Here is a 19,336-nt window from a genome sequence, read left to right on the forward strand (position 1 = left end):
GTGGCGGTGGTCTTCGCGACGGTCACGATGGGCGCCGGCGCGGCCCCCGGCGACCGGGGCTCGGTGGTGCGACAGCGTCCCCTCACACCCTGTCGCCGGCACAGGAGTTGTGGCCGGGTCGTTCGCGGTCGCTCGGTTTCCGGAAGGCCAGGACGCCGAAGCACGGGTCGGGGCGCGGCCGGTCCTGGTCCGGGAGTCCGGCCAGGACGGAGGCGAACTCCTCGGTGCGCGGCTCGCCCGGCGGCAGCAGGGTGAACCAGCCGCGCCGCAGGTCGGCGACGGTGCTCCGGGGACTGCGGCCCTGTCCGGCGCCGCGGAACGCGGTGCGGCCGGCCGGCCGGAACCCGTGCCGGACGGCGTGGACCGTCACGGCGTCGGCGGCGTCCGCGGCGGGGCGGCGCGGGCGGGCGGCGAGGACGGCGTCGATGTCGCTGCCGACGTCGTGCGCGGCGGCCTTGTCGACGGTGGTGACGTACACCCCGCCGGACCGCAGCACGCGCGCGCACTCGGCGACCACCGCCCGCACGTCCTCCGGGTCGTGCAGCAGGTGCAGCAGCCAGACGGTGGTGACCGCGTCGAAGGTGCCGTCACGGAAGGGCAGTCGGCGGCCGTCTGCCCGGACGATCGCGCCGGGCAGCCGGGCCGCGGCCCTGCGGACCATGGCCGGGGTGAGGTCCGTGCCGGTCACGCGCAGCTCCGGGCGGGCGGCGGCGAGCCGCCGGGTCACGATGCCGGTGCCGCACGCGACGTCCAGGAGACGGCCCGGGCCGCCCGGTATCAGACCGAGGACGGCCCCCGCGGCAGCCGCGGCGCGGGCCTCGCCGCCCCGCAGGGCGTCGTAACGGCCGGCTTCCTTCTCGTAGTCCAGCACATCGCTCAGTGTGCTCCGTGGCCCGGGGCGATGTCCTCCACCCTGCGGGCGAGAGCGAAGTCCTTCGCGGTCACGGCGCCGCCCGCGCTGTGGGTGTGCACGCCGAGGGACACGGTGTCGTAGCCGAGGGTCAGGTCGGAGTGGTGGTCCAGCTCGTCCTGGATGCCCGCGATGTGCACGACCAGCGCCGCCGCCGCGAAGTGCGAGGGGAGCCGGTAGGAGCGGGTCAGCCGGTCACCGTCGACCGACCAGCCGGGCAGCTCGGCGAGCCGGTCCTCGATCTCCGTCTGCGACAGCAGTTCCTCGGCCATGGCCGGGGCTCCCTTCGTGAGGTGCGGTGCGGGTCCCCCGAGGGGGGTGTGCCGGACACGGTCCGGCGGTCCAGCGTGCCACGGGGTGGCGGGCGCGGTACGGCGACGCGTCGGGCACGCGTCTGCGCCGCTCGATGACCTCAGCCGTCCTCGGCTAGGGTCGGCGGTATGACGATCGTCGCGTCGACCCCGGCCGCCTCCACCGCCGCCCTCCCCGGCAAGGGAGTCGGGCCGCTGCTGCGCGCCTGGCGGGAGCGGCGCCGGATCTCCCAACTGGAGCTGGCGCTGCGCGCCGACTCCTCCGCCCGGCACATCAGCTTCATCGAGACCGGCCGGTCCCGGCCGAGCGACGAGATGGTGCTGCGGCTCGCCGAACGGCTGGACGTGCCGGTGCGTGAGCGCAACTCCCTGCTTCTGGCGGCCGGTTACGCCCCGCACTATCCGGAGACGCCGCTGGACGACCCGGCGCTGGACGCGCTGCGCGACGGCATGGAACGCCTCATCCGGGGCTACGAGCCCTACCCCGCGCTGGTGGTCGACGCCGGATACACGGTCGTCGCCGCGAACCGGGGCATCGCGATGCTGCTGGAGGGCGTACCGGAGGAGCTGACGGCGCCGGCGCCGAACGCGATGCGGCTGACCCTGCACCCCGAGGGGCTGGCGCCGCGCATCCGGAACCTGCGCGAGTGGCGCGGGCACCTGCTGGCGCAGATGGAACGGGACATCGCCCTGCACCGCTCGGACCGGCTCCGCGCCCTGTACGAGGAGGTCGCGGCCTACCCGGTGCCCGAGGAGCCGCCCGGCGCCGAACCGGCCGAGCCGGTACCGTACTTCGCGCTGCCGCTGCGCATCGAGCACGACGGCCGGATCCTGTCGTTCGTGTCCTCGATCTCCACGTTCAACACGCCGATGGACGTCACGGTCGCCGAACTCGCCATCGAGACGTTCCTGCCGGCGGACCCGGTGACCGCCAAGTACCTGCACACGCTCGTCGGTTGAGGCGTCGTCCCGGCAACCGGCCGCCCCGGACGCCGGTACGGGACGGCGGCACATGACAGACTGCTGCCCGCGTACGTCGGTGTACAGGGGAGGGGCGTGGCGTGAGTGAGCGGCGGGCTGCGCCCACGGTGGGTCAGGTGGTGCTCGGCAAACGGCTTCAGGAACTGCGGGAAGCGGCGGGACTCAGCCGTGAGGAGGCCGCCCGCGTCCTGAGGGTGGCGTCGGCGACCGTACGGCGGATGGAGATGGCCGAGGTCGCGCTGAAGATCCCCTACGTGCAGGTGCTGCTGTCCACCTACGGGGTGGCCGGGGAGGAGACCGACGCGTTCGTGCGGCTGGCCGAGGAGGCGAACCAGCCGGGCTGGTGGCAGCGCTTCCACGACGTGCTGCCGGACTGGTTCAGCCTGTACGTCAGCCTGGAGGGCGCCGCCCGGATCATCCGCTCCTACGAGCCGCACTTCGTGCCCGGTCTGCTCCAGACCGAGGAGTACGCGCGCGCCGTCATGGAGGCCGGGACGATCGGACAGACCTCGCCGGAGACGATCGAACGGCATGTGTCGCTGCGCATGGAACGCCAGCGGCTGCTGGAGCGGGACGACCCGCCCCACCTGTGGGTCATCCTGGACGAGACGGTGCTCAGGCGCCCGGTGAGTTCGCGGCCCCAGGTGATGCGCGACCAGCTCGACCGGCTCCTGGAGTACGGCGAACGGGACCGGGTCACGCTCCAGATCGCCGAGTTCGCGGCGGGCCCGCACCCGGGGACGTACGCGCCGTTCACGCTGTTCCGGTTCGCCGAGCCGGAGCTGCCGGACATGGTGTTCACCGAGTATCTGACCGGCGCGCTCTACCTGGACTCGCGCCGCGAGGTCGCCACGCACCTGGAGGTGCTGGACCACATGACGGCCCGGGCCGGATCCGCCCGGCGCACGCGGGAACTGCTGCGGGAGTACCGCGAGCGGCTGTGAGCCCGCGCCACCGTCCGGTATGACCCGTACGGGTCCGGGAACGGGTGCGTTCCGGGGCGCGGCCCTAGGTTCGGAGTACGGGGCGGACCGAGGGAGCGCACGTGACCCACTCGCAGACACCGCCCGGGGATCCCGGCGCGGCCCCGCTCGCCGCCGGCCGTCCCCTCCGGCGGAACCCGGCCGCGCCCGGCCCGATCGCGTCCGGCCCGACCGCGTCCGGCCCGCACGGCACGGGCGGCACGGCGCGGGAAGCCTGATGCCCTCGGACGCGGTGCTCCACCAGGCGGCGGCCCTCTGTCTGACCTACCCGGACCAGGACCTCGTCGCCCGTCTGCCACTGCTGCGCGAGGCAGCCCCGCAGTTGCGCGGGTTCACCGACCACGCGGCCGTCACCCCGGTCGGGGAGCTGGCCGCCCACTACGAGCGGGTCTTCGCCGCCGGGCACCGGCACGGCCTGTACCTGAGCCGGTGGCGCGACGTCGGCACCCCGCGCCGGGCGACCCTGGACCGCTTCGAGGACCTCTACCGCCGGCACGGCCTGGAGTGCGACGGCGGGCGACCGCCCGACTTCCTGCCCGCGGTGCTGGAGTTCACCGCGCGGACCGGCGACACCGGCCTGCTGACCGAGTACCGCGGCGGCCTGGAGCGGCTGCGCGCGCGGCTGGCCGGCGACGGCACACCGTACGCCGGCGTCCTGGGCGCGGTGTGCGCCACCCTGCCCGCCGCGTACGGCTGAGCAGAACGGCCGGCTGGGCGCGAACGGCCGGCGCGAACGGCTGGGCGGCCCGCCCGGAAGCCGTGATGCCGCGCCCCCGTCGGGACGCGGCATCCGGGGACGGACGAGCGTCAGGCCAGCTCGGCCGTCAGGGTGATGGTCGTGCCGGTCAGGGCCTGGCTGACCGGGCAGTTCTTCTTGGCGTCCTCGGCGGCGGAGGCGAAGCCCTCCGCGTCCAGGCCCGGCACCTCGCCGCGCACGGTGAGGTGGATGCCGGTGATGCCCTCGCCCGGCTGGAAGGTGACGTCGGCCTTGGTCTCCAGCCGCGTGGGCGGGGTGCCGGCGCCGGCCAGGCCGTGCGAGAGGGCCATGGAGAAGCAGCTTGAGTGGGCGGCGGCGATCAGCTCCTCGGGGCTGGTCCTGCCGTTCGCCTGCTCGGCGCGCGAGGGCCACGACACCGGCTGCTGGCCGATGCCGGAGGAGTCGAAGGTGACGACGCCGTTGCCCTCGAGCAGGTTGCCTTCCCAGACGGTGTGCGCGGTGCGCGTGGTTGCCACGATGGTTCCTTTCGCGAGTGTCGCGTACGGGGTTCCCCGTGGACCTATCCGATCACATCCGGGCTCGTCGCACGCTGCGGACCGCCCACGCATTTCGAACGGAGGCACATCGTGCGGCGGGGCGGGCGGCTCAGGCGGCCCGCTCCTCCTCGGCGGCGGCGGTGAGCGGCACCTGCGGTCCGTCCAGTTCGCGCAGCCAGCGGCGCAGTACGCGGTGGACATGCTCGGCGCCGGCCGGTTCCCCGCCGTCCTCGACCGGTGCGGACAGCTCCTGGGGGAAGAGCAGGAACGGGCGGGACTGGGCGCCGCCGAGGCCGCCGTGGGAGCCGATCTGTTCCTCGAAGGCGAGGACCTCGCCGTCGGCGGGGTCGTAGGCGGAGTTCACCATGATGTCCGCGGTGTGCGGGAAGGAGTGGGTGCGGCGGACGGCGTCGACCGCGCCGGGGCCGAAGGGGGCGAGCGGGCCGGGCTCGTCGTCGAGCCGGGCCAGCGGTATCTCGGCGCCGTCGGCGCCGAGTACCACGCCGTCGTGCTCGGCGCTGCGCACCAGGAGGAAGCCGATCCCGGGGTGGTTGGCGAGGGTGGTGAGCAGCGCGGGGCGGCGGGCGTCGATCTCCTCCTTGGTCATGCGGTGCGGGACGTCGGGGAAGGAGACCAGGCCGAGGTTGCCGGAGGCGAGCACGACCGGCTCGAACTCACGGTCGGGGCGGCGCTGCTCGCCCTTGTGCTGCTCGGGCCGGCGCAGTGCGGCGCGGACGGTGGCGCGGGCCTCGGCGCCGCTGCGGGTGCGTTCGGCCCGGCGGGGCACGGGCAGTCCGCAGCCGGCCCGGACGAGGTCGCCGAGGGTGAGGCCGTAGCGGGCGCGAAAGGTCTCGCCGGGGCTCTGTCCGTGGTCGGAGAGGACGACGATCCGGTAGGGGCGAGGGGCGTTCTCGGCGACGCGTTCGATGAGGGCGAGGGACCGGTCGAGGTGCTGGAGGACCTTCTCGGCGTCGAGGCTGCGCGGGCCGGAGTGGTGGGCGACCTCGTCGTAGGCGACGAGGTCGGCGTAGACGGCGGTGCGGCCGGCGAGCAGGTCGCCCATGACCGCGGCGACGACGACGTCCCGTTCGATGACGGTGGCGAACGCGCGGATGAACGGGTAGAGGCCGCCCCGGCCGACCCGTGGGCGCTGTCGGCGGATGCGCGCCCGGGTCGACTCGCCGATCTCGCGAGCCACCTCGGCGACGAAGCCGAGGGCGGTGCGGACGGCGTTGGCGGGGTCACCGAAGTAGGCGAAGTACCCGGCGCGGGAACGGTTCTCCCGGCCACGGCGGCGGATCGCGATCGACAGTACGAGGGCCTGTTCCCCGGCGCCGCCGGTGAAGAGGTTGCCGCGGCTGGCGCCGTCGACGGCGAGCAGCCCCTCGTCGCCGGTGCGCAGGGCGGCGCGGCGCTGCAGCTCGGCGGCGCTCGTCGGACGGTTGCACACCATCACCTCGCCCCGGTCCTTCTCGTACCAGCGGAAGGCCGGCACATCGAAGGTGCTGCCGTGCAGGATGCCGAGCTGACTGGCGCCGGTCTGGCTGGACCAGTCGGTGCGCCAGGGCGTGAGGCGGTGGGTGGGCCGTGCGCCGTCCACCGGCTGTCCCCCGGCGGCGGCCGGGGGTGTGCCGTCCCCGGGGGACAGCCAGCGGGCGACCGTCGGCATCAGCCCCTTGCGGACCGCGTCCACGAGGACGTCGTGCCCGACGCCGTCGAGCTGTACACAGACCAGCCCGGGGGCGCTCGGGCACGGCGGCAGGGCCCGGCGGTCGCGGGTGGCGAGGCGGTGCAGGCGGCGCCGGTAGGGCTCGTCGTCGCGGACGGTGAGGGCCGCGCCGGTGGCGGAGGCGACGGCGGACATCACGGCGGCCACGATGACGGCGGTCTCGGGCGCGGCCTCGGCCCGGCCGGAGGGGGTGATGTACAGGGCGAGCAGCAGCAGGGAGCCGTTGAGGAAGAAGACCAGCAGGCCGAGGACGAGTGCGGGGACGAGGAGCAGGAGCCGGACGAGGAGCGGCCAGACCACGGCGGAGAGGACACCGAAGGCGCCGGCGCCGCACGCGGCGGTCACGGCGATACGGGTGGCGCTGTCGCCGTCGGCGGACTGGAGCCGGAAGTCGGGCAGGAGGCCGGCGAGGGCCAGCATGGTGGCCGTGGAGACCGCCCACACGGCGATGCTCCGCCCGATCTGGCCGGCGCTCCGCCGCCACCGCACATCTCGTAGGCCCCGCACGCCCCGTACCCCTCACGTCCCGGCCCGCTCCGCCTACCGGGCCGGCTCCACCTTGTCACACGGGCCGAACGCGCCCCGGGGTGGGCCTCGGGCGGCTACCGTCCGTCGTAGCCGGCCGTGGGCATCGACAGCCGCCGGTGCACCCGCGCCTTCATCTGTGCGTCGTACGACGGCTCGGCCCGCCCGACCGTCTCCACGCGCACCCCGCGGCGGGCGCATTCGGCGGTGAACTCGTCCACCGACGACAGGGCCCGCCGGAGCACCCGGAGGCTGGGGGCCACGAACAGGTCCACGCCGGGCCGGACCCCGTCCCACAGTGCGCCGTGGTCGAACCGCAGCCCGCCGACGAGGAGTTCCCGGGCGATGACGTAGCCGTGTTCGGCGGCCCAGTGGGCGCACATCGCGTGCTGACTGCGCGAGTCCACGAGGAAGGGGTCGGCCTCCAGCTCCTCCAGAGGTGTCAGGCTGGCGATGGCGGTCACCCGCACCGGCGTGAACGTGCCCAAGACACTCCGCAGCTGTCCCATCGCCTACCCCTCACCTCCGGGTTTCGCCGCCGACCCTACTCCTGCCCGTAGGCTTCGGGGAGTCGCGTGAAGGGGGCGAAGAAGGTGCCGGTGGAGATCACCTGGTGGGGTCACGCCACCTGCACGGTGGAGGACGCGAACACACGGGTGCTCACCGATCCCCTGTTCGCCCGCCGGCTGGCGCATCTGCGTCGCCGCCGGGGTGCCGTGCCGCCCGCCGGGGCCCGCCGCGCCGACGTCGTGCTCGTCTCCCATCTGCACGCCGACCATCTCCATGTGCCGTCGCTGGCCTGCCTGGAACCGGGCACGCGCCTGCTCGTGCCCCGGGGCGCACCACGGGCGGTCCCGGGTCTGCGCCGGCTGCGGCGGCTGCGGATCACGGAAGTGGCGCCCGGCGACGAGGTGCGGGCCGGCGCACTGCTGATACGGGTGGTGCCGGCGCTGCACGACGGGCGGCGGCTGCCGGTGGGCCCGCACCGCTCCCCCGCGCTGGGCTACGTCGTCGAGGGCGAGGCGCGGACCTACTTCGCCGGGGACACCGGGCTGTTCGACGCGATGGCCGAGCAGGTGGGGCCGGTGGACGTGGCGCTGCTGCCGGTGGGCGGCTGGGGGCCGTACCTCGGCGAGGGGCATCTGGACGCGGGACGGGCGGCGCGGGCGCTGGCCCGGCTGGCGCCGCGGGCCGCGGTCCCGGTGCACTACGGCACGTACTGGCCGATCGGCATGGACGCGGTGCGCCCGCACGAGTTCCACGCGCCGGGTGACGAGTTCGTGCGGCTGGCGGCGATGACCGCGCCCGGGGTGGCGGTGCACCGGCTCGGGCACGGGGAGAGTGTGCGGCTGGAGGTCGCCCGGTGACGTGGCCGGCCGCCGCGGTGCTCGCCACCGCCATGACGTCGACCGTGACGGACCCGACGCGGCAGGCGCTCGGCTGTCCGTCGCTGTTCCTGCTGGTGCTGATCGGGGCGCTGGTGCCGGCGGTGCCGACCGGGGCGCTGGTGAGCGCGGCGGCGGTGGTGGCGTTCCACCGGACGGCGCCCTTCTCGCTGCTGCTGGTGTTCGTGACGGCGTCGCTGGCCGCGTTCCTGGGGGACGCGGCGCTGTACTGGCTGGGCCGGCGCGGACTGCGGTCGAAGAACGGGTCGCGGTGGCTGAAGGCGATCCGGTCGCGGGCACCGGAGGAGCGGCTCGCGCAGGCCCAGGAGAAGCTGGCCGGGCACGGGGTGGCGGTGCTGGTGCTGTCGCGGCTCGTCCCGGCCGGGCGAATACCGGTGATGCTCGCCTGTCTGCTGGCCGAGTGGCCGCTGCGGAGGTTCAGCCGGGGCAACCTGCCGGCGTGCCTGGCCTGGGCGGTGACCTATCAGGTGATCGGCATTCTGGGCGGCTCGCTGTTCAGCGAGCCGTGGGAGGGTGTCGTCGCGGCGATCGCACTGACCGTTCTGGTCAGCGCGGTGCCGGGGGTGGTGCGGCGGGTGCGCTAGCCCTGCCGTCGGCGGCGCCGGCCCGTGACATCACGTCAGTCCAGCACCCTGGAGGCTCCCACCGGCAGGTCCCACAGGTTCTCCCGGTCCAGGCCGGCCTGCTGCCAGGCGGCCCGGCTGCGGGTGAGGGGTTCGAGGACCGGCTCGGCGGAGAGCACGAACGTGCCCCAGTGCATGGGGGCCATGCGGCGGGCGCCCAGGTCCCGGGTGGCCCGGACCGCCTCCTCGGGGTCGCAGTGGACGTCGCTGAGCCACCAGCGGGGGTCGTAGGCGCCGACGGGCATCAGGGCGAGGTCGATGCCGGGGTAGCGGCGGCCGATGCGGGAGAACCAGTGGCCGTAGCCGGTGTCGCCGGCGAAGTACAGGCGCTGTCCTTCGGCGTCGGTGAGGACCCAGCCGCCCCAGAGGCTGTGGCAGGTGTCGGTCAGGGTGCGCTTGGACCAGTGGTGGGCCGGCACGAAGTCGAAGCGGACGCCGGACAGTTCGGCCCCCTCCCACCAGTCCAGCTCGGTGACGCGGGTGAACCGGCGCCGGTGGAACCAGCGGCCGAGTCCGGCGGGCACGAACACCGGCGTGTGTCGCGGGAGTCGGCGCAGGGTGGGGGCGTCCAGGTGGTCGTAGTGGTTGTGGCTGATGACGACGGCGTCGACGCGGGGCAGGGAGTCCCAGGGCACTCCGACGGGGGTGATGCGGGCCGGGGTGCCGAGGATGCGGCGGGACCAGACGGGGTCCGTGAGAACGGTGAGCCCGCCGATGCGGACGACCCAACTGGCGTGCCCCGCCCAGGTGACGGCGAGGGTGCGGGTGCCGACGCGGGGCAGCGGCGCCGGCTCGTACGGCAGCCGGGGAAGGTCGGCCAGGCCGTCCGGGCCGGGGCGTACGGCACCTTCGCGGGCGAAGCGGGCCGTGGCCCTGAGGCCGGGCAGCGGGGCGGTCAGCCGGTCGTGGAAGGTCCGCGGCCACACCCGGTGTTCGCCCAGCGGGCGGGGCCCGGCCAGGGGCGGGGACGGGGGCGCGAAGGGGGCCGGCGTGCCGGGCGCGCCGGGCGCCGTGGTCGTCGGGGCCGGACCGGACTCGTGCGTCTGCGTCATCGAGGAGACTCCCGTCGCTGAGCGTCGTCGCGAAGATCGCCGAAGGCCGACCTCAAGGAGGTCAACGCGCGGTGGAGCTGGGGCAGTTCCAGCGGTGCGGGTGAGGTGAGGCATTCCAGGCGCTCCTGCGTCGTGCCGCCCAGCAGGGCTCCGGTGGAGAGCCGTACCCGCAGCGCCCCCAGGTCGTCACCGAAGCGGTGACCGCCGGGCGCGGGCATGCCGAGCCGGGCGGTGAGGACGTCCTCCAGTTCCTGGGCGTCCCCCACGTCCTGGGCGGCGAGCGGTTCGCGCAGCGGTCCGAGATCGGCGTACAGGTGGCGGCCGGCCCGCGGCGGCCGGGCGAGCGCGCCGGCGTCGACCACCGCCGTGTGCGCGGCGGCGGCCACGCGCGCGTGCAGCCGTACGGTGGCCTCGCGCCGCTCGGTGACGGGCGGGGGCTCGTCGAGGGCGTAGCCGGCGGCCGCGGCGACCGGCACGGCGATGCGGGCGCCGAGCGCGGTGAGGATGTCGAGCACGCGCGCGTGCAGGTGCCGTCCGGTGCCGGTGGCCGGGAAACGGGCGACGGCGGCGGGCCAGCCGGTGGGCAGCAGGGCACCGGCCAGGTCCGTGACGACGGTGACCCGGTCGGGCCGCATCTCGGCGGGACTGAGCAGGACCGTCCCGTGCGGGTCGTGCAGGGTGTCGCGCCAGGTCTCGTCGCTGACCAGGTGCAGGCCCTCGGCGGTGGCGGCCTCCACGGTCTCGTGCAGCAGGTCGGGCGGGGCCACGGTGGCGGTGGGGTCGTCGGCGACGGACAGCACCAGCAGCCGTGGATCACCGCCCTCGGCGCGGACCCGGCGGACGGTCTCCAGCAGGGCGTACGGGTCGGGGACACCGCCGCTCTCGGCGGTCGTCGGCACGTGGTAGACGGGCCGGCCGAGGATCCGGGCGTACGGCGTCCACCATGCGGCGCAGGGGCGGGGCGCGAGGACGTCGGCGCCGTCACCGGCGAGCGCGGCGGTGAGGGCGAGCAGCAGGGCGGGGGCGCCGGGACCGGCGGCCACCTGGTCGGGGACGGTGGGCAGGCCGCGCCGCGTCCAGTAGCCGCAGGCCGCCTCCAGCAGGGCGGGGGCGCCGCCGACGGGCTGCGCGTCGGAACGGCTCGCGGCGGCGGCGAGGACGGCGGACAGTTCGGGGAGCACGGGCAGGCCGTCGGCGGGGAGCGGTGGGCCGTAGCGGACGGGGCCGTGGTCCTCGCCGAGATCCTTCCGCCGCATGTCCGCCTCCGCGCAGTCCGTCGTGCCGTCGTGCCGCCCGGTCAGGGCCGCGCTGTCCGTCGTGCCGCCCGGCCCGGGCCGCGCTGTCCGTCCGGGTCCCGCCGCTCGGCCGGCCACCGCCGTCGCCCTGGCCACCGGGTGTGTGCCGTGTCCCGTGGATCGGGTGCGGGCCGCGGCATGGGTGCCGGGCCCTGGGGCGTCCCGTCGGGCCTCGCCGTATGCCGTCGGTGGGTGCCGTCGCCGTGCTCTCGGGAAGGTGTCTACCCGCCCGGCGGCTCTCCATGGGCGGCAGCGGGGCGCCGGGGTCACATCTGCGTGGACCGGTCGTGCGCGGAGCGCCTGCGACCGTACAGCCGGTACCCGGCTCCCGCGCAGGCCGCCGCGATGAACGCGCCGCCGGTGACGAGCGCGGGCACCGAGTCGTCGAAGGCGCCGCCCTCGCCCGCCTCCACCCCGCGCTGGACGGTGGCCGGGGGGCATCCCGCGCCGTCGTGGGACTCGCGGCAGACGGGACGGCCGTCCGGGCAGGACCCGCCGGGGCTCCCCCCGCACCGGTGACCGCCGTCGGCACAGGGCGCCGCACCGCCGCACTCCTTGCCGCCGTCCTGCTTGCCCCCGTCCTGCCTACCGCCGGTCTCCCTGCCACCGCCGTCCTGCTTGGCGCTACCGTCCTGCTTGCCACCGCCGTCCTGCTTGCCACCGCCGTCCTGCTTGCCGCCACTGTCCTGCTTGCCACCACTGTCCTGTCCGGCGCCGTAGTCCTCGCCGGCGCCGTCCCTGCCGGGTTCATGGCACTGCTCGCCGGGCCCGCACGCGGACCGCTCCGGGCACAGCTCGCCCTCCGGGCAGCGCGTGCCGTCCTGGCAGGAGCCCCCTTCCTCGCACAGCGCTTTCTCCTCGCCGGCGCAGGCCGTGCCCTCCTCGCACGCGTCGGAGGTGCCTCCGACGACGGACGGACAGGCACCGTCCGGCGCGGCGGCGAGGGGGTCCGACGCCGCTCCGGGCAGGGCGTCACAGGGGGCGGAGAGGGGGAGGACGGCGGGGCCGGCGACGGCGGTGGGCCCGGTCAGGGCGAGCGCGGCACCGGCGGCGAAGGCGACGGACAGGGCACGGACGGTGCGGCGCATGGGAGGGGCTCCTCGACGGGCGGCGGGGCGGTCGGACGGTGGTACGCCGGCGCACCGGTACGACGGCAACGCCGTGCGGCTCCCGGGTACGGGGCACGGGTCGTGCCCTCGCTGCCATCACAGCCCGCCCGGCGCCGTACCGCGCGCGGCCGGACCCATTCGCGGGACACGCGGGGCCGAGCGGGTGACAGGGCGCGCCGGAGGGGTTCGGTCCGAGGTTTTCCGCTCCCCGGGCAGGTGACTCGGTACGCGCTGACCGGACCGTCCGTTCCGCTCCGCACCGGGGAGGTCTCTCCATGAGCACCAAGGTCTCCGACCACATCCTCGGGCGCCTGCGCGCTTGGGGTGTGGAACAGGTCTTCGGCTATCCCGGCGACGGCATCAACGGGCTGCTGGCCGCCTGGGGCCGGGCCGAGGACCGGCCGCGTTTCATCCAGTCGCGGCACGAGGAGATGTCCGCCTTCGAGGCGGTGGGGTACGCCAAGTTCAGCGGCCGTATCGGCGTGTGCGCGGCGACCTCGGGGCCCGGCGCCATCCACCTGCTCAACGGCCTGTACGACGCCAAACTGGACCACGTGCCGGTGCTGGCCGTCGTCGGCCAGACCGACCGGACCGCGATGGGCGGTTCCTACCAGCAGGAAGTCGACCTGCACACGCTGTACAAGGATGTCGCCTCGGAGTTCGTGGAGACGGTGACGGTGCCGGAGCAGCTACCGAACGTGCTCGACCGGGCGATCCGCACCGCGTACGCCCGGCGCTGCCCGACGGCGCTGATCATCCCCGGTGACGTGCAGGAGCTGGACTACTCGCCGCCGACGCACGAGTTCAAGATGGTGCCCTCCAGCCTGGACATGAGCGACTGGACGGCGATCCCGGCGGACGAGGCGCTGCGCCGGGCCGCGGAGGTGCTGAACGAGGGCGACAGGGTCGCCGTTCTGATCGGCCAGGGTGCCTCGGGCGCGGTCGCGGAGGTGCGGGAGATCGCCGAGCTGCTCGGCGCGGGGGTGGCGAAGGCGCTGCTCGGCAAGGACGTGCTGAGTGACGAACTGCCGTACGTCACCGGGCCGATCGGGCTGCTGGGCAGCCGGCCCTCGTACGAGATGATGCGGGACTGCGACACCCTGCTGACGATCGGTTCGTCGTTCCCGTACACACAGTTCATGCCGGACTTCGGCAAGGCGCGCGGGGTGCAGATCGACATCGACCCGCACATGATCGGTATGCGCTACCCGTACGAGGTGAACCTCGTCGGCGACGCGCGGGCGACGCTGCGGCGGCTGATCCCGCTGCTGGACACGGACCGGGGCGGGCGCGAGTGGCGTGACACGGTGTGCGCCAACGTGCGGCGCTGGCACGAGACGATGGAGCGGCGGGCCGCGCAGTCGGCCGACCCGGTCAATCCCGAGTACGTGGCCCGGGCGCTGGATCCGCTGCTGCCCGACAACGCGATCCTGACCTCCGACTCCGGTTCGGTGGCGAACTGGTACGCGCGGCACATCACCATGCGGCCGGGCATGCGGGGTTCGCTGTCGGGCACGCTCGCGACGATGGGCCCGGGGGTGCCGTACGCGATCGGGGCGAAGTTCGCCCACCCGGACCGGCCGGTGTTCGCCCTCGTCGGAGATGGGGCGATGCAGATGAACGGCCTGGCCGAGATGATCACGGCGGCGAAGTACCGGGACCGCTGGTCCGATCCGCGGCTGGTGGTGGCCGTGTGGAACAACCAGGACCTGAACCAGGTGACCTGGGAGATGCGCGCGATGGAGGGCGCCCCGTCGTTCCTGCCGTCGCAGTCCCTCCCGGACGTGCAGTACGCGGCGTTCGCCCGTTCGCTCGGCCTGACCGGCATCCGGGTGGAGAAGGCCGAGGACGTGGTGGCGGGCTGGCGGGCCGCCCTGGAGGCGGACGGGCCGGCGGTGATCGAGTTCCTCACCGACCCGGCCGTACCGCCGATCCCACCGCACGCCACCTGGGAGCAGATGGAGGCGACGGCCAGGTCCGTGCTGAAGGGCGACGCCGACCGGGGCTCGATGATCAAGCAGGGCCTGAAGGCGAAGGTCCAGGAGTTCCTGCCGGGCGGGAAGAAGCGGTAGCCGCGCGGTTGCCGGACGGCACCGCCGGCCACGCGTCCGGTCTACCGGTAGAAGACCGCTACGCCCCCATGGTGCGAGCAGGCACCCTGATGATGGGCGGCGTACGAGTAGGTGCCGTCGTTGCAGAGAGCGGTGGCGCCGTTTCCGGCATCGCCGGAACCGCCCGAGGAGCTGGAGGTTCCGCCTCCGGACGACCCGCCGGACGTGCCACCGCCGCCTCCCGAACCCGCGGCGACCGCGTGCGCGGTGACGGTCACCTTCACCCTGACCGTCTCCGTTGCCGTCACCGTCGGCGCGGGCGCGGGCGTCGCGGTCTCCGTGGCCGTGGCCGTGGCCGTCGCGGTGACGGTCGCGGTCGCGGCCGGCCGCACCTTCGCTGCCGCCGCCTTCACATCGTGTCCGTCGCCCTGACCGCCGGCGCCGGCGCCGAGGCCGATCAGGAAGGCGAATCCGATCGCGGGCAGTACGTATCGCTTCCGCCCCCACCTCGGTCTCGTGGTGACAGGTGGCTGTGGCGGCGTGGTGTACGGGTCGGTCATGTGTCCCCCCAGGGCGCGTCGGAGGGTTGACCGTAACTCCCCTTGTGAAGATCGCGTGTTGCTTCGGTAGTAGTCATCTTTTCGTGACCTCGAACCGCGGCCGAGGACCGTCCCCGTACGGACGGTCCTCGCGACAACGCGCTTGACGCGCAGCCGGATTCTCGTCGGCGTACGTGGTGGGTGCCGGCTGTTACGCGACGGTCCATCCGGGTACGCGGTGCGGACCGTCGACCCTCTGGAGGGAGACATGCAGCGAGGCAGTGACCGGCTGAGCGTCCACCGTGACGACGAGATGAAGCACGAACTGAGGGAATTGCTGAGGTCCGGGCATCCGACGCGGGTCGAGGAGTGGCACGACCCGGAACCGGCCGCGGACGACGATCCGGAGGTCTGGGGCGGCCCGGTGGGCGGCCTGGGCTCCCCGGCGTCGCTGGAGCGGACGAGGCTGGAACTGGCCCGGCATCTGAGCCGGCACGCGTTTCCGGCGAAGCCGGGCGAGGTGGCCAGGTCGCTGCGGCGGAACAACGCGCCCGGCGGGCTGATCGACGCCGTGGCCGCCCTGCCGCACGGGGAACGCTACGACAACGCGCAGCGGCTGGCGGAGGCGCTGGCGGGCGGCGCGTGAGCGGGGGCCGGGCGGCTCGGACAGCGCGTGGCGACACGGTCGGCGCGGGAGGAACGGCGGAGGTGGGCGCGCGGGCGGCGCGGGACAGGAAGCGGCGTGCCCGGGGGCACCGGGCCGTGTGGCGGACAGTGGAAGGAGACTGAGAATCATGCGTATCGCGTTTCTGGTGGCACCCGAGGGCGTCGAGCAGGTGGAGCTGACCGAGCCGTGGCAAGCGGCCTCCGGCGCCGGGCACGAGCCGGTGCTGGTGTCGACGGAGTCCGGGAAGATCCAGGCGTTCAACCATCTGGACAAAGCGGACATGTTCCCCGTGGACGAGGTGGTGGGTGAGGCGTCGGCCGGGTCGTTCGGTGGTCTGGTGCTGCCGGGCGGGGTCGCGAACCCGGACGTCCTGCGGATGGACGAGAAGGCCGTCGCGTTCGTGAAGGACTTCTTCGAGCAGGGCCGTCCGGTCGCCGCGATCTGCCACGCGCCGTGGACGCTGGTGGAGGCGGACGTCGTCCGTGGCCGGGTGCTGACGTCCTGGCCGAGTCTGCGCACGGACATCGTCAACGCGGGCGGGACCTGGGTGGACGAACAGGTGAAGATCTGCGACCACGGGTCCAACAAGCTGGTGACCAGCCGCAGGCCGGACGACCTGAAGGCGTTCTGCGAGGCGTTCCTGCACGTGTTCGCCGGCGAGGCCGGCTGACCGTACCCGGATGTGTCGGGGCCGGCCCGTGGGGGCCGGCCCCTGCCGCTGCCGCGGGTACCGGTCGCGGCAGCGGCAGCGGCCGGGCACAGCGGGGCGGGTACCGGTTCCCGCCGGCGCGCGCTCGCGGCCGGTGCCGGTTCGGGTGCCGGACGTGCCGACGGTTCAGGTGCCGGGGGTCGCCGTCTCGCCGCTGCCGCGCTCCCGGGCGCCCTCGCGGGTGCGGGCCGCGCTGACCAGGCGGCGCGGGTTGCGGCGCAGATACTCGCCCTCCAGTTGCGCCATGCGCTCGTTGTGGGCCCGCAGCGCGTCGTTCGAGCCGTACAGGAGGGTGTCGTGGCGCGTGCGGTGGATCGTCTCCAGCTCCTTCATGAGCTGCTGGTCGTCCAGCCGGCTGGGGTCGACTCCGGTCGTGGTGGTGCCCCGCTCATCGTGTTCGTTCATGCGGTCCGGGTACCCGCCCGCAGGCACTGCCCCCGGGCGTTTTTCCCGGGAGGTCACCGGGCGCGCTCGACCCGCCGTTCGTCCCAGACCGGTTCGGGCGTCTCACGGACCCGGCCGTCGCTGCCGAAGACCAGGTAGCGGTCGAAGGAACGGGCGAACCAGCGGTCGTGGGTGACCGCGAGGACCGTCCCCTCGAACGCCTCCAGCCCCTCCTGGAGGGCCTCGGCGGACTCCAGGTCGAGGTTGTCGGTCGGCTCGTCCAGGAGGAGCGCGGTGACGCCCGCGAGTTCCAGCAGCAGAATCTGGAACCGGGCCTGCTGGCCGCCGGAGAGCCGGTCGAAGTTCTGTTCGGCCTGCTGGGTGAGTTCGTAGCGGCGCAGCCGGGACATGGCGGCGCCACGGTCCTGGGCGTGCTCCTTCCACAGGATGTCGAGGAGGGTGCGGCCCTGGAGTTCGGGGTGGGCGTGGGTCTGGGCGAAATGGCCGGGTACGACGCGCGCGCCGAGCTTCCACCGGCCCGTGTGCGTCACGTCCTCACCGGCGAGCAGACGCAGGAAGTGGGACTTGCCGGAGCCGTTGGAGCCGAGGACGGCGACCCGTTCGCCGTAGAAGACCTCCAGGTCGAACGGCTGCATCAGGCCGGTCAGCTCCAGTCGCTCGCAGGTGACGGCCCTGATGCCGGTCCGGCCGCCCTTCAGGCGCATGGTGATGTCCTGCTCGCGGGGCGGCTCCGGCGGCGGGCCGACCTCCTCGAACTTGCGCAGGCGGGTCTGCGCGGCCTGGTAGCGGGAGGCCATCTCGTGGCTGACCGCGGCGGCCTGCCGGAGGGTGAGGACGAGCTTCTTCAACTGGGCGTGTTTCTCGTCCCAGCGGCGGCGCAGCTCCTCGAAGCGGGCGAAGCGTTCCCGGCGGGCCTCGTGATAGGTGGCGAAGCCGCCGCCGTGCACCCAGGCGTCGGCGCCGGCCGGGCCCGGCTCCACGGAGACGATCTTCTCGGCCGCGCGGGCGAGGAGTTCCCGGTCGTGGGAGACGAACAGGACCGTCTTGCGGGTCTCCCGCAACTGTTCCTCCAGCCAGCGCTTGCCGGGCACGTCGAGGTAGTTGTCCGGTTCGTCCAGCAGCAGCACCTCGTCGGTGCCGCGCAGCAGCGCCTCCAGCACGAGCCGCTTCTGCTCGCCGCCGGAGAGGGTGCGCACCTGCCGCCACTGGGCGCGTTCGTACGGCATGCCGAGCGCGGCGGTGGTGCACATGTCCCACAGGGTCTCGGCCTCGTAGCCGCGGGCCTCGGCCCAGTCGGAGAGGGCCTGCGCGTACCCCATCTGGGCGGCTTCGTCGTCGACGGTCATGAGGGCGTGCTCGGCCTCGTCGACGGCCTTCGCGGCCTGGCGGATCCGGGGCGGGGCGACGGACACGAGCAGGTCCCGTACGGTCGTCTCGTCGCGTACCGAGCCCACGAACTGGCGCATCACGCCGAGGCCGCCGCCGACGGTGACCGTGCCGCCGTGCGGCTTCAGCTCGCCGGAGATCAGCCGCAGCAGGGTGGTCTTGCCGGCGCCGTTCGGGCCGACCAGGGCCACGACCGCGCCTTCGCCGACCCGGAAGGACACGTCACCGAGCAGCGTCCTGCCGTCGGGGAGGTGGTACTCGAGGTGCGCGGCTTCCAGATGTCCCATGGGCAGGCATTCTCCGGGGCTGCCGGGACCGGGGGCAAACCGTTATCACCGGCGCCGGACGCCGCGTGCGCCAGCGAAGCGCTGACCGGACGCTTCGCCTGAAGCTGTGACTCAGCAGTCATCGCAACCTCCTCCCTTTTCACCAGTAACTATTGGGCTTATCGGAACGAGGTCGTCCAAATGCGCAGGCAATCCAGGGTCGAAGGAACATTTGTGCCTACGTAGATGGGGTTTATCGTGGTGTCGTGGCTTCCGATCGGACAGCGCCGGCCGACCAGGCCAACACGCCATCGACTCCGTCAGCGTCCTGAGCGAGGACTCACGGCGGCGCATGTTCACCTACATCCGCCGTGCGGGCCGCGCTGTCACCCGCGACGAGGCCGCCGCGAGCGTCGGCATATCCCGCAAGCTCGCCGCATTCCACCTGGACAAGCTCGTCGACGCCGGCCTGCTCCGCGCCCACTACGAGACGCCCGGCGGGATTCGCAAGGTCGGCAGACGGCCGAAGGTGTACGGGCCCACCGCCGCGCAGATCACCGTGAGCATCCCCGACCGGCGCCACGAACTCCTGGCGCACCTGCTCCTGGACGCCGTCCTGACCGAGGAGGCCGACGAAAACGCGGCGCAGGCAGCGGTGCGGACCGCCGAGCAGCGCGGCCGCCGGCTGGGCGAAGCCGCGCGGGAGGAGACCCGCCCCGGGCGACTGGGCCCCGAGCGCGGGCTGACCGCCTGCGAGGGGCTGCTGGAGGAGTACGGCTACGAACCCGTCCGGGAAGCCCCCACCCGGCTGCGGCTGCGCAACTGTCCGTTCCACCCGCTGGCCGCGAAGGCCCCCGAGCTGGTGTGCGGCATGAACCAGGCCTTCCTCAGCGGCTATCTCGTCGGCCTGGAGGTCCGCGGCGTCCAGGCCGTGCCGGCCCCCGAGCCCGGCGAATGCTGCGTGCAGTTGTGCCCGAACGATCCCGATCGTGATGACCAGATGCCCCAGGATCACTGACACAGCACCGGCCGCCCGTCCCCGCGGGCCACCGCCCCGGTATCCCCTGCCCGCAGCGGAAGGATCGAAGGGGGGCCGGGGATTGCCCGCGATCCCCTGCGGGGCACACCCCGCACC

Annotated in this window: 21 protein-coding genes; 10 read left to right on the forward strand and 11 right to left on the reverse strand. The window is 74.1% G+C overall.

Annotated features, from left to right (window positions below; genetic code table 11):
- Nucleotides 1-82: 82 nt before the first annotated feature.
- Both D9753_RS05765 and D9753_RS05770 read right to left on the reverse strand, forming a co-directional pair.
- Nucleotides 83-871 (reverse strand): class I SAM-dependent methyltransferase, encoded by a 789-nt coding sequence (locus D9753_RS05765; RefSeq protein WP_121786018.1) that lies wholly within the window; start codon nucleotides 869-871, stop codon nucleotides 83-85.
- 5 nt (nucleotides 872-876) lie between these two features.
- Nucleotides 877-1,182, reverse strand: coding sequence for a 4a-hydroxytetrahydrobiopterin dehydratase (locus tag D9753_RS05770; protein WP_121786019.1), 306 nt, complete (start codon nucleotides 1,180-1,182; stop codon nucleotides 877-879).
- 168 nt (nucleotides 1,183-1,350) lie between these two features.
- Between D9753_RS05770 and D9753_RS05775 the strand changes: the two genes are divergently transcribed.
- From D9753_RS05775 to D9753_RS05785, 4 genes are all read left to right on the forward strand, one after another.
- Nucleotides 1,351-2,181 carry a helix-turn-helix domain-containing protein gene (locus D9753_RS05775; RefSeq protein ID WP_121786020.1) on the forward strand — a complete coding sequence of 277 codons (831 nt, stop codon included), beginning with the start codon at nucleotides 1,351-1,353 and terminating at the stop codon, nucleotides 2,179-2,181.
- Nucleotides 2,182-2,282: 101 nt separating this feature from the next.
- On the forward strand, nucleotides 2,283-3,146 hold the full coding sequence (locus D9753_RS05780) for a helix-turn-helix domain-containing protein (RefSeq protein ID WP_163010631.1): 864 nt from the start codon (nucleotides 2,283-2,285) through the stop codon (nucleotides 3,144-3,146).
- A 101-nt stretch (nucleotides 3,147-3,247) separates the two neighbouring features.
- Nucleotides 3,248-3,403, forward strand: coding sequence for a hypothetical protein (locus tag D9753_RS36400; protein ID WP_163010632.1), 156 nt, complete (start codon nucleotides 3,248-3,250; stop codon nucleotides 3,401-3,403).
- Nucleotides 3,403-3,882, forward strand: coding sequence for a nitrate reductase molybdenum cofactor assembly chaperone (locus D9753_RS05785; protein ID WP_121786022.1), 480 nt, complete (start codon nucleotides 3,403-3,405; stop codon nucleotides 3,880-3,882). Before D9753_RS36400 ends, D9753_RS05785 begins: the two co-directional genes overlap by 1 nt.
- Before the next feature lie 110 nt (nucleotides 3,883-3,992).
- Here the strand turns inward: D9753_RS05785 and D9753_RS05790 are convergent, their stop codons facing one another.
- The 3 genes from D9753_RS05790 to D9753_RS05800 form a co-directional block, all read right to left on the reverse strand.
- A complete protein-coding gene (locus tag D9753_RS05790) occupies nucleotides 3,993-4,418 on the reverse strand; it encodes an OsmC family protein (protein ID WP_121786023.1) in 426 nt (141 codons plus the stop codon).
- A gap of 130 nt (nucleotides 4,419-4,548) precedes the next feature.
- On the reverse strand, nucleotides 4,549-6,675 hold the full coding sequence (locus D9753_RS05795) for a phage holin family protein (RefSeq protein ID WP_121786024.1): 2,127 nt from the start codon (nucleotides 6,673-6,675) through the stop codon (nucleotides 4,549-4,551).
- A 95-nt stretch (nucleotides 6,676-6,770) separates the two neighbouring features.
- Complete coding sequence (locus D9753_RS05800; protein WP_121786025.1) at nucleotides 6,771-7,202, reverse strand: hypothetical protein; 432 nt, start codon at nucleotides 7,200-7,202, stop codon at nucleotides 6,771-6,773.
- 84 nt (nucleotides 7,203-7,286) lie between these two features.
- On the opposite strand from D9753_RS05800, the gene D9753_RS05805 reads away from it, so the two are divergent.
- A complete protein-coding gene (locus tag D9753_RS05805; protein WP_121790921.1) occupies nucleotides 7,287-8,060 on the forward strand; it encodes an MBL fold metallo-hydrolase in 774 nt (257 codons plus the stop codon).
- Nucleotides 8,061-8,092: 32 nt separating this feature from the next.
- A complete protein-coding gene (locus D9753_RS05810) occupies nucleotides 8,093-8,683 on the forward strand; it encodes a DedA family protein (RefSeq protein WP_121790922.1) in 591 nt (196 codons plus the stop codon).
- A 35-nt stretch (nucleotides 8,684-8,718) separates the two neighbouring features.
- Here D9753_RS05810 and D9753_RS05815 read toward each other — a convergent pair whose 3' ends face one another.
- The 3 genes from D9753_RS05815 to D9753_RS05825 form a co-directional block, all read right to left on the reverse strand.
- A complete protein-coding gene (locus D9753_RS05815; RefSeq protein WP_121786026.1) occupies nucleotides 8,719-9,774 on the reverse strand; it encodes an MBL fold metallo-hydrolase in 1,056 nt (351 codons plus the stop codon).
- On the reverse strand, nucleotides 9,771-11,030 hold the full coding sequence (locus tag D9753_RS05820; RefSeq protein ID WP_121790923.1) for an aminotransferase class I/II-fold pyridoxal phosphate-dependent enzyme: 1,260 nt from the start codon (nucleotides 11,028-11,030) through the stop codon (nucleotides 9,771-9,773). Before D9753_RS05820 ends, D9753_RS05815 begins: the two co-directional genes overlap by 4 nt.
- Nucleotides 11,031-11,335: 305 nt before the next feature.
- Nucleotides 11,336-12,157, reverse strand: a complete 822-nt coding sequence (locus D9753_RS05825) for a hypothetical protein (protein WP_121786027.1) — start codon at nucleotides 12,155-12,157, stop codon at nucleotides 11,336-11,338.
- Nucleotides 12,158-12,453: 296 nt separating this feature from the next.
- Between D9753_RS05825 and D9753_RS05830 the strand changes: the two genes are divergently transcribed.
- Entirely contained in the window at nucleotides 12,454-14,250 is a 1,797-nt protein-coding gene (locus tag D9753_RS05830) for a thiamine pyrophosphate-requiring protein (RefSeq protein ID WP_121786028.1), read from the forward strand.
- A 41-nt stretch (nucleotides 14,251-14,291) separates the two neighbouring features.
- Here D9753_RS05830 and D9753_RS05835 read toward each other — a convergent pair whose 3' ends face one another.
- Nucleotides 14,292-14,789, reverse strand: a complete 498-nt coding sequence (locus D9753_RS05835; RefSeq protein WP_121786029.1) for a DUF3761 domain-containing protein — start codon at nucleotides 14,787-14,789, stop codon at nucleotides 14,292-14,294.
- Between the two features lie 247 nt (nucleotides 14,790-15,036).
- Here D9753_RS05835 and D9753_RS05840 point away from each other — a divergent pair, with 247 nt between their 5' ends.
- Both D9753_RS05840 and D9753_RS05845 read left to right on the forward strand, forming a co-directional pair.
- Nucleotides 15,037-15,414 (forward strand): DUF2795 domain-containing protein, encoded by a 378-nt coding sequence (locus D9753_RS05840; RefSeq protein ID WP_121786030.1) that lies wholly within the window; start codon nucleotides 15,037-15,039, stop codon nucleotides 15,412-15,414.
- Between the two features lie 148 nt (nucleotides 15,415-15,562).
- Nucleotides 15,563-16,105 carry a type 1 glutamine amidotransferase domain-containing protein gene (locus tag D9753_RS05845; RefSeq protein ID WP_121786031.1) on the forward strand — a complete coding sequence of 181 codons (543 nt, stop codon included), beginning with the start codon at nucleotides 15,563-15,565 and terminating at the stop codon, nucleotides 16,103-16,105.
- Nucleotides 16,106-16,270: 165 nt separating this feature from the next.
- Here D9753_RS05845 and D9753_RS05850 read toward each other — a convergent pair whose 3' ends face one another.
- Both D9753_RS05850 and D9753_RS05855 read right to left on the reverse strand, forming a co-directional pair.
- A complete protein-coding gene (locus D9753_RS05850; protein WP_121786032.1) occupies nucleotides 16,271-16,549 on the reverse strand; it encodes a DUF6158 family protein in 279 nt (92 codons plus the stop codon).
- A 53-nt stretch (nucleotides 16,550-16,602) separates the two neighbouring features.
- Nucleotides 16,603-18,222, reverse strand: a complete 1,620-nt coding sequence (locus D9753_RS05855) for an ATP-binding cassette domain-containing protein (protein ID WP_121786033.1) — start codon at nucleotides 18,220-18,222, stop codon at nucleotides 16,603-16,605.
- 211 nt (nucleotides 18,223-18,433) lie between these two features.
- Between D9753_RS05855 and D9753_RS05860 the strand changes: the two genes are divergently transcribed.
- The gene (locus D9753_RS05860) at nucleotides 18,434-19,219 is read left to right on the forward strand and encodes a helix-turn-helix transcriptional regulator (RefSeq protein WP_394346688.1); all 786 of its coding nucleotides are present in this window, start codon (nucleotides 18,434-18,436) and stop codon (nucleotides 19,217-19,219) included.
- The last annotated feature ends 117 nt before the right edge of the window (nucleotides 19,220-19,336 follow it).

Origin of the sequence: Streptomyces dangxiongensis (assembly GCF_003675325.1) — a bacterium.
In the GTDB taxonomy this organism is placed as follows: Bacteria; Actinomycetota; Actinomycetes; order Streptomycetales; family Streptomycetaceae; genus Streptomyces; species Streptomyces dangxiongensis.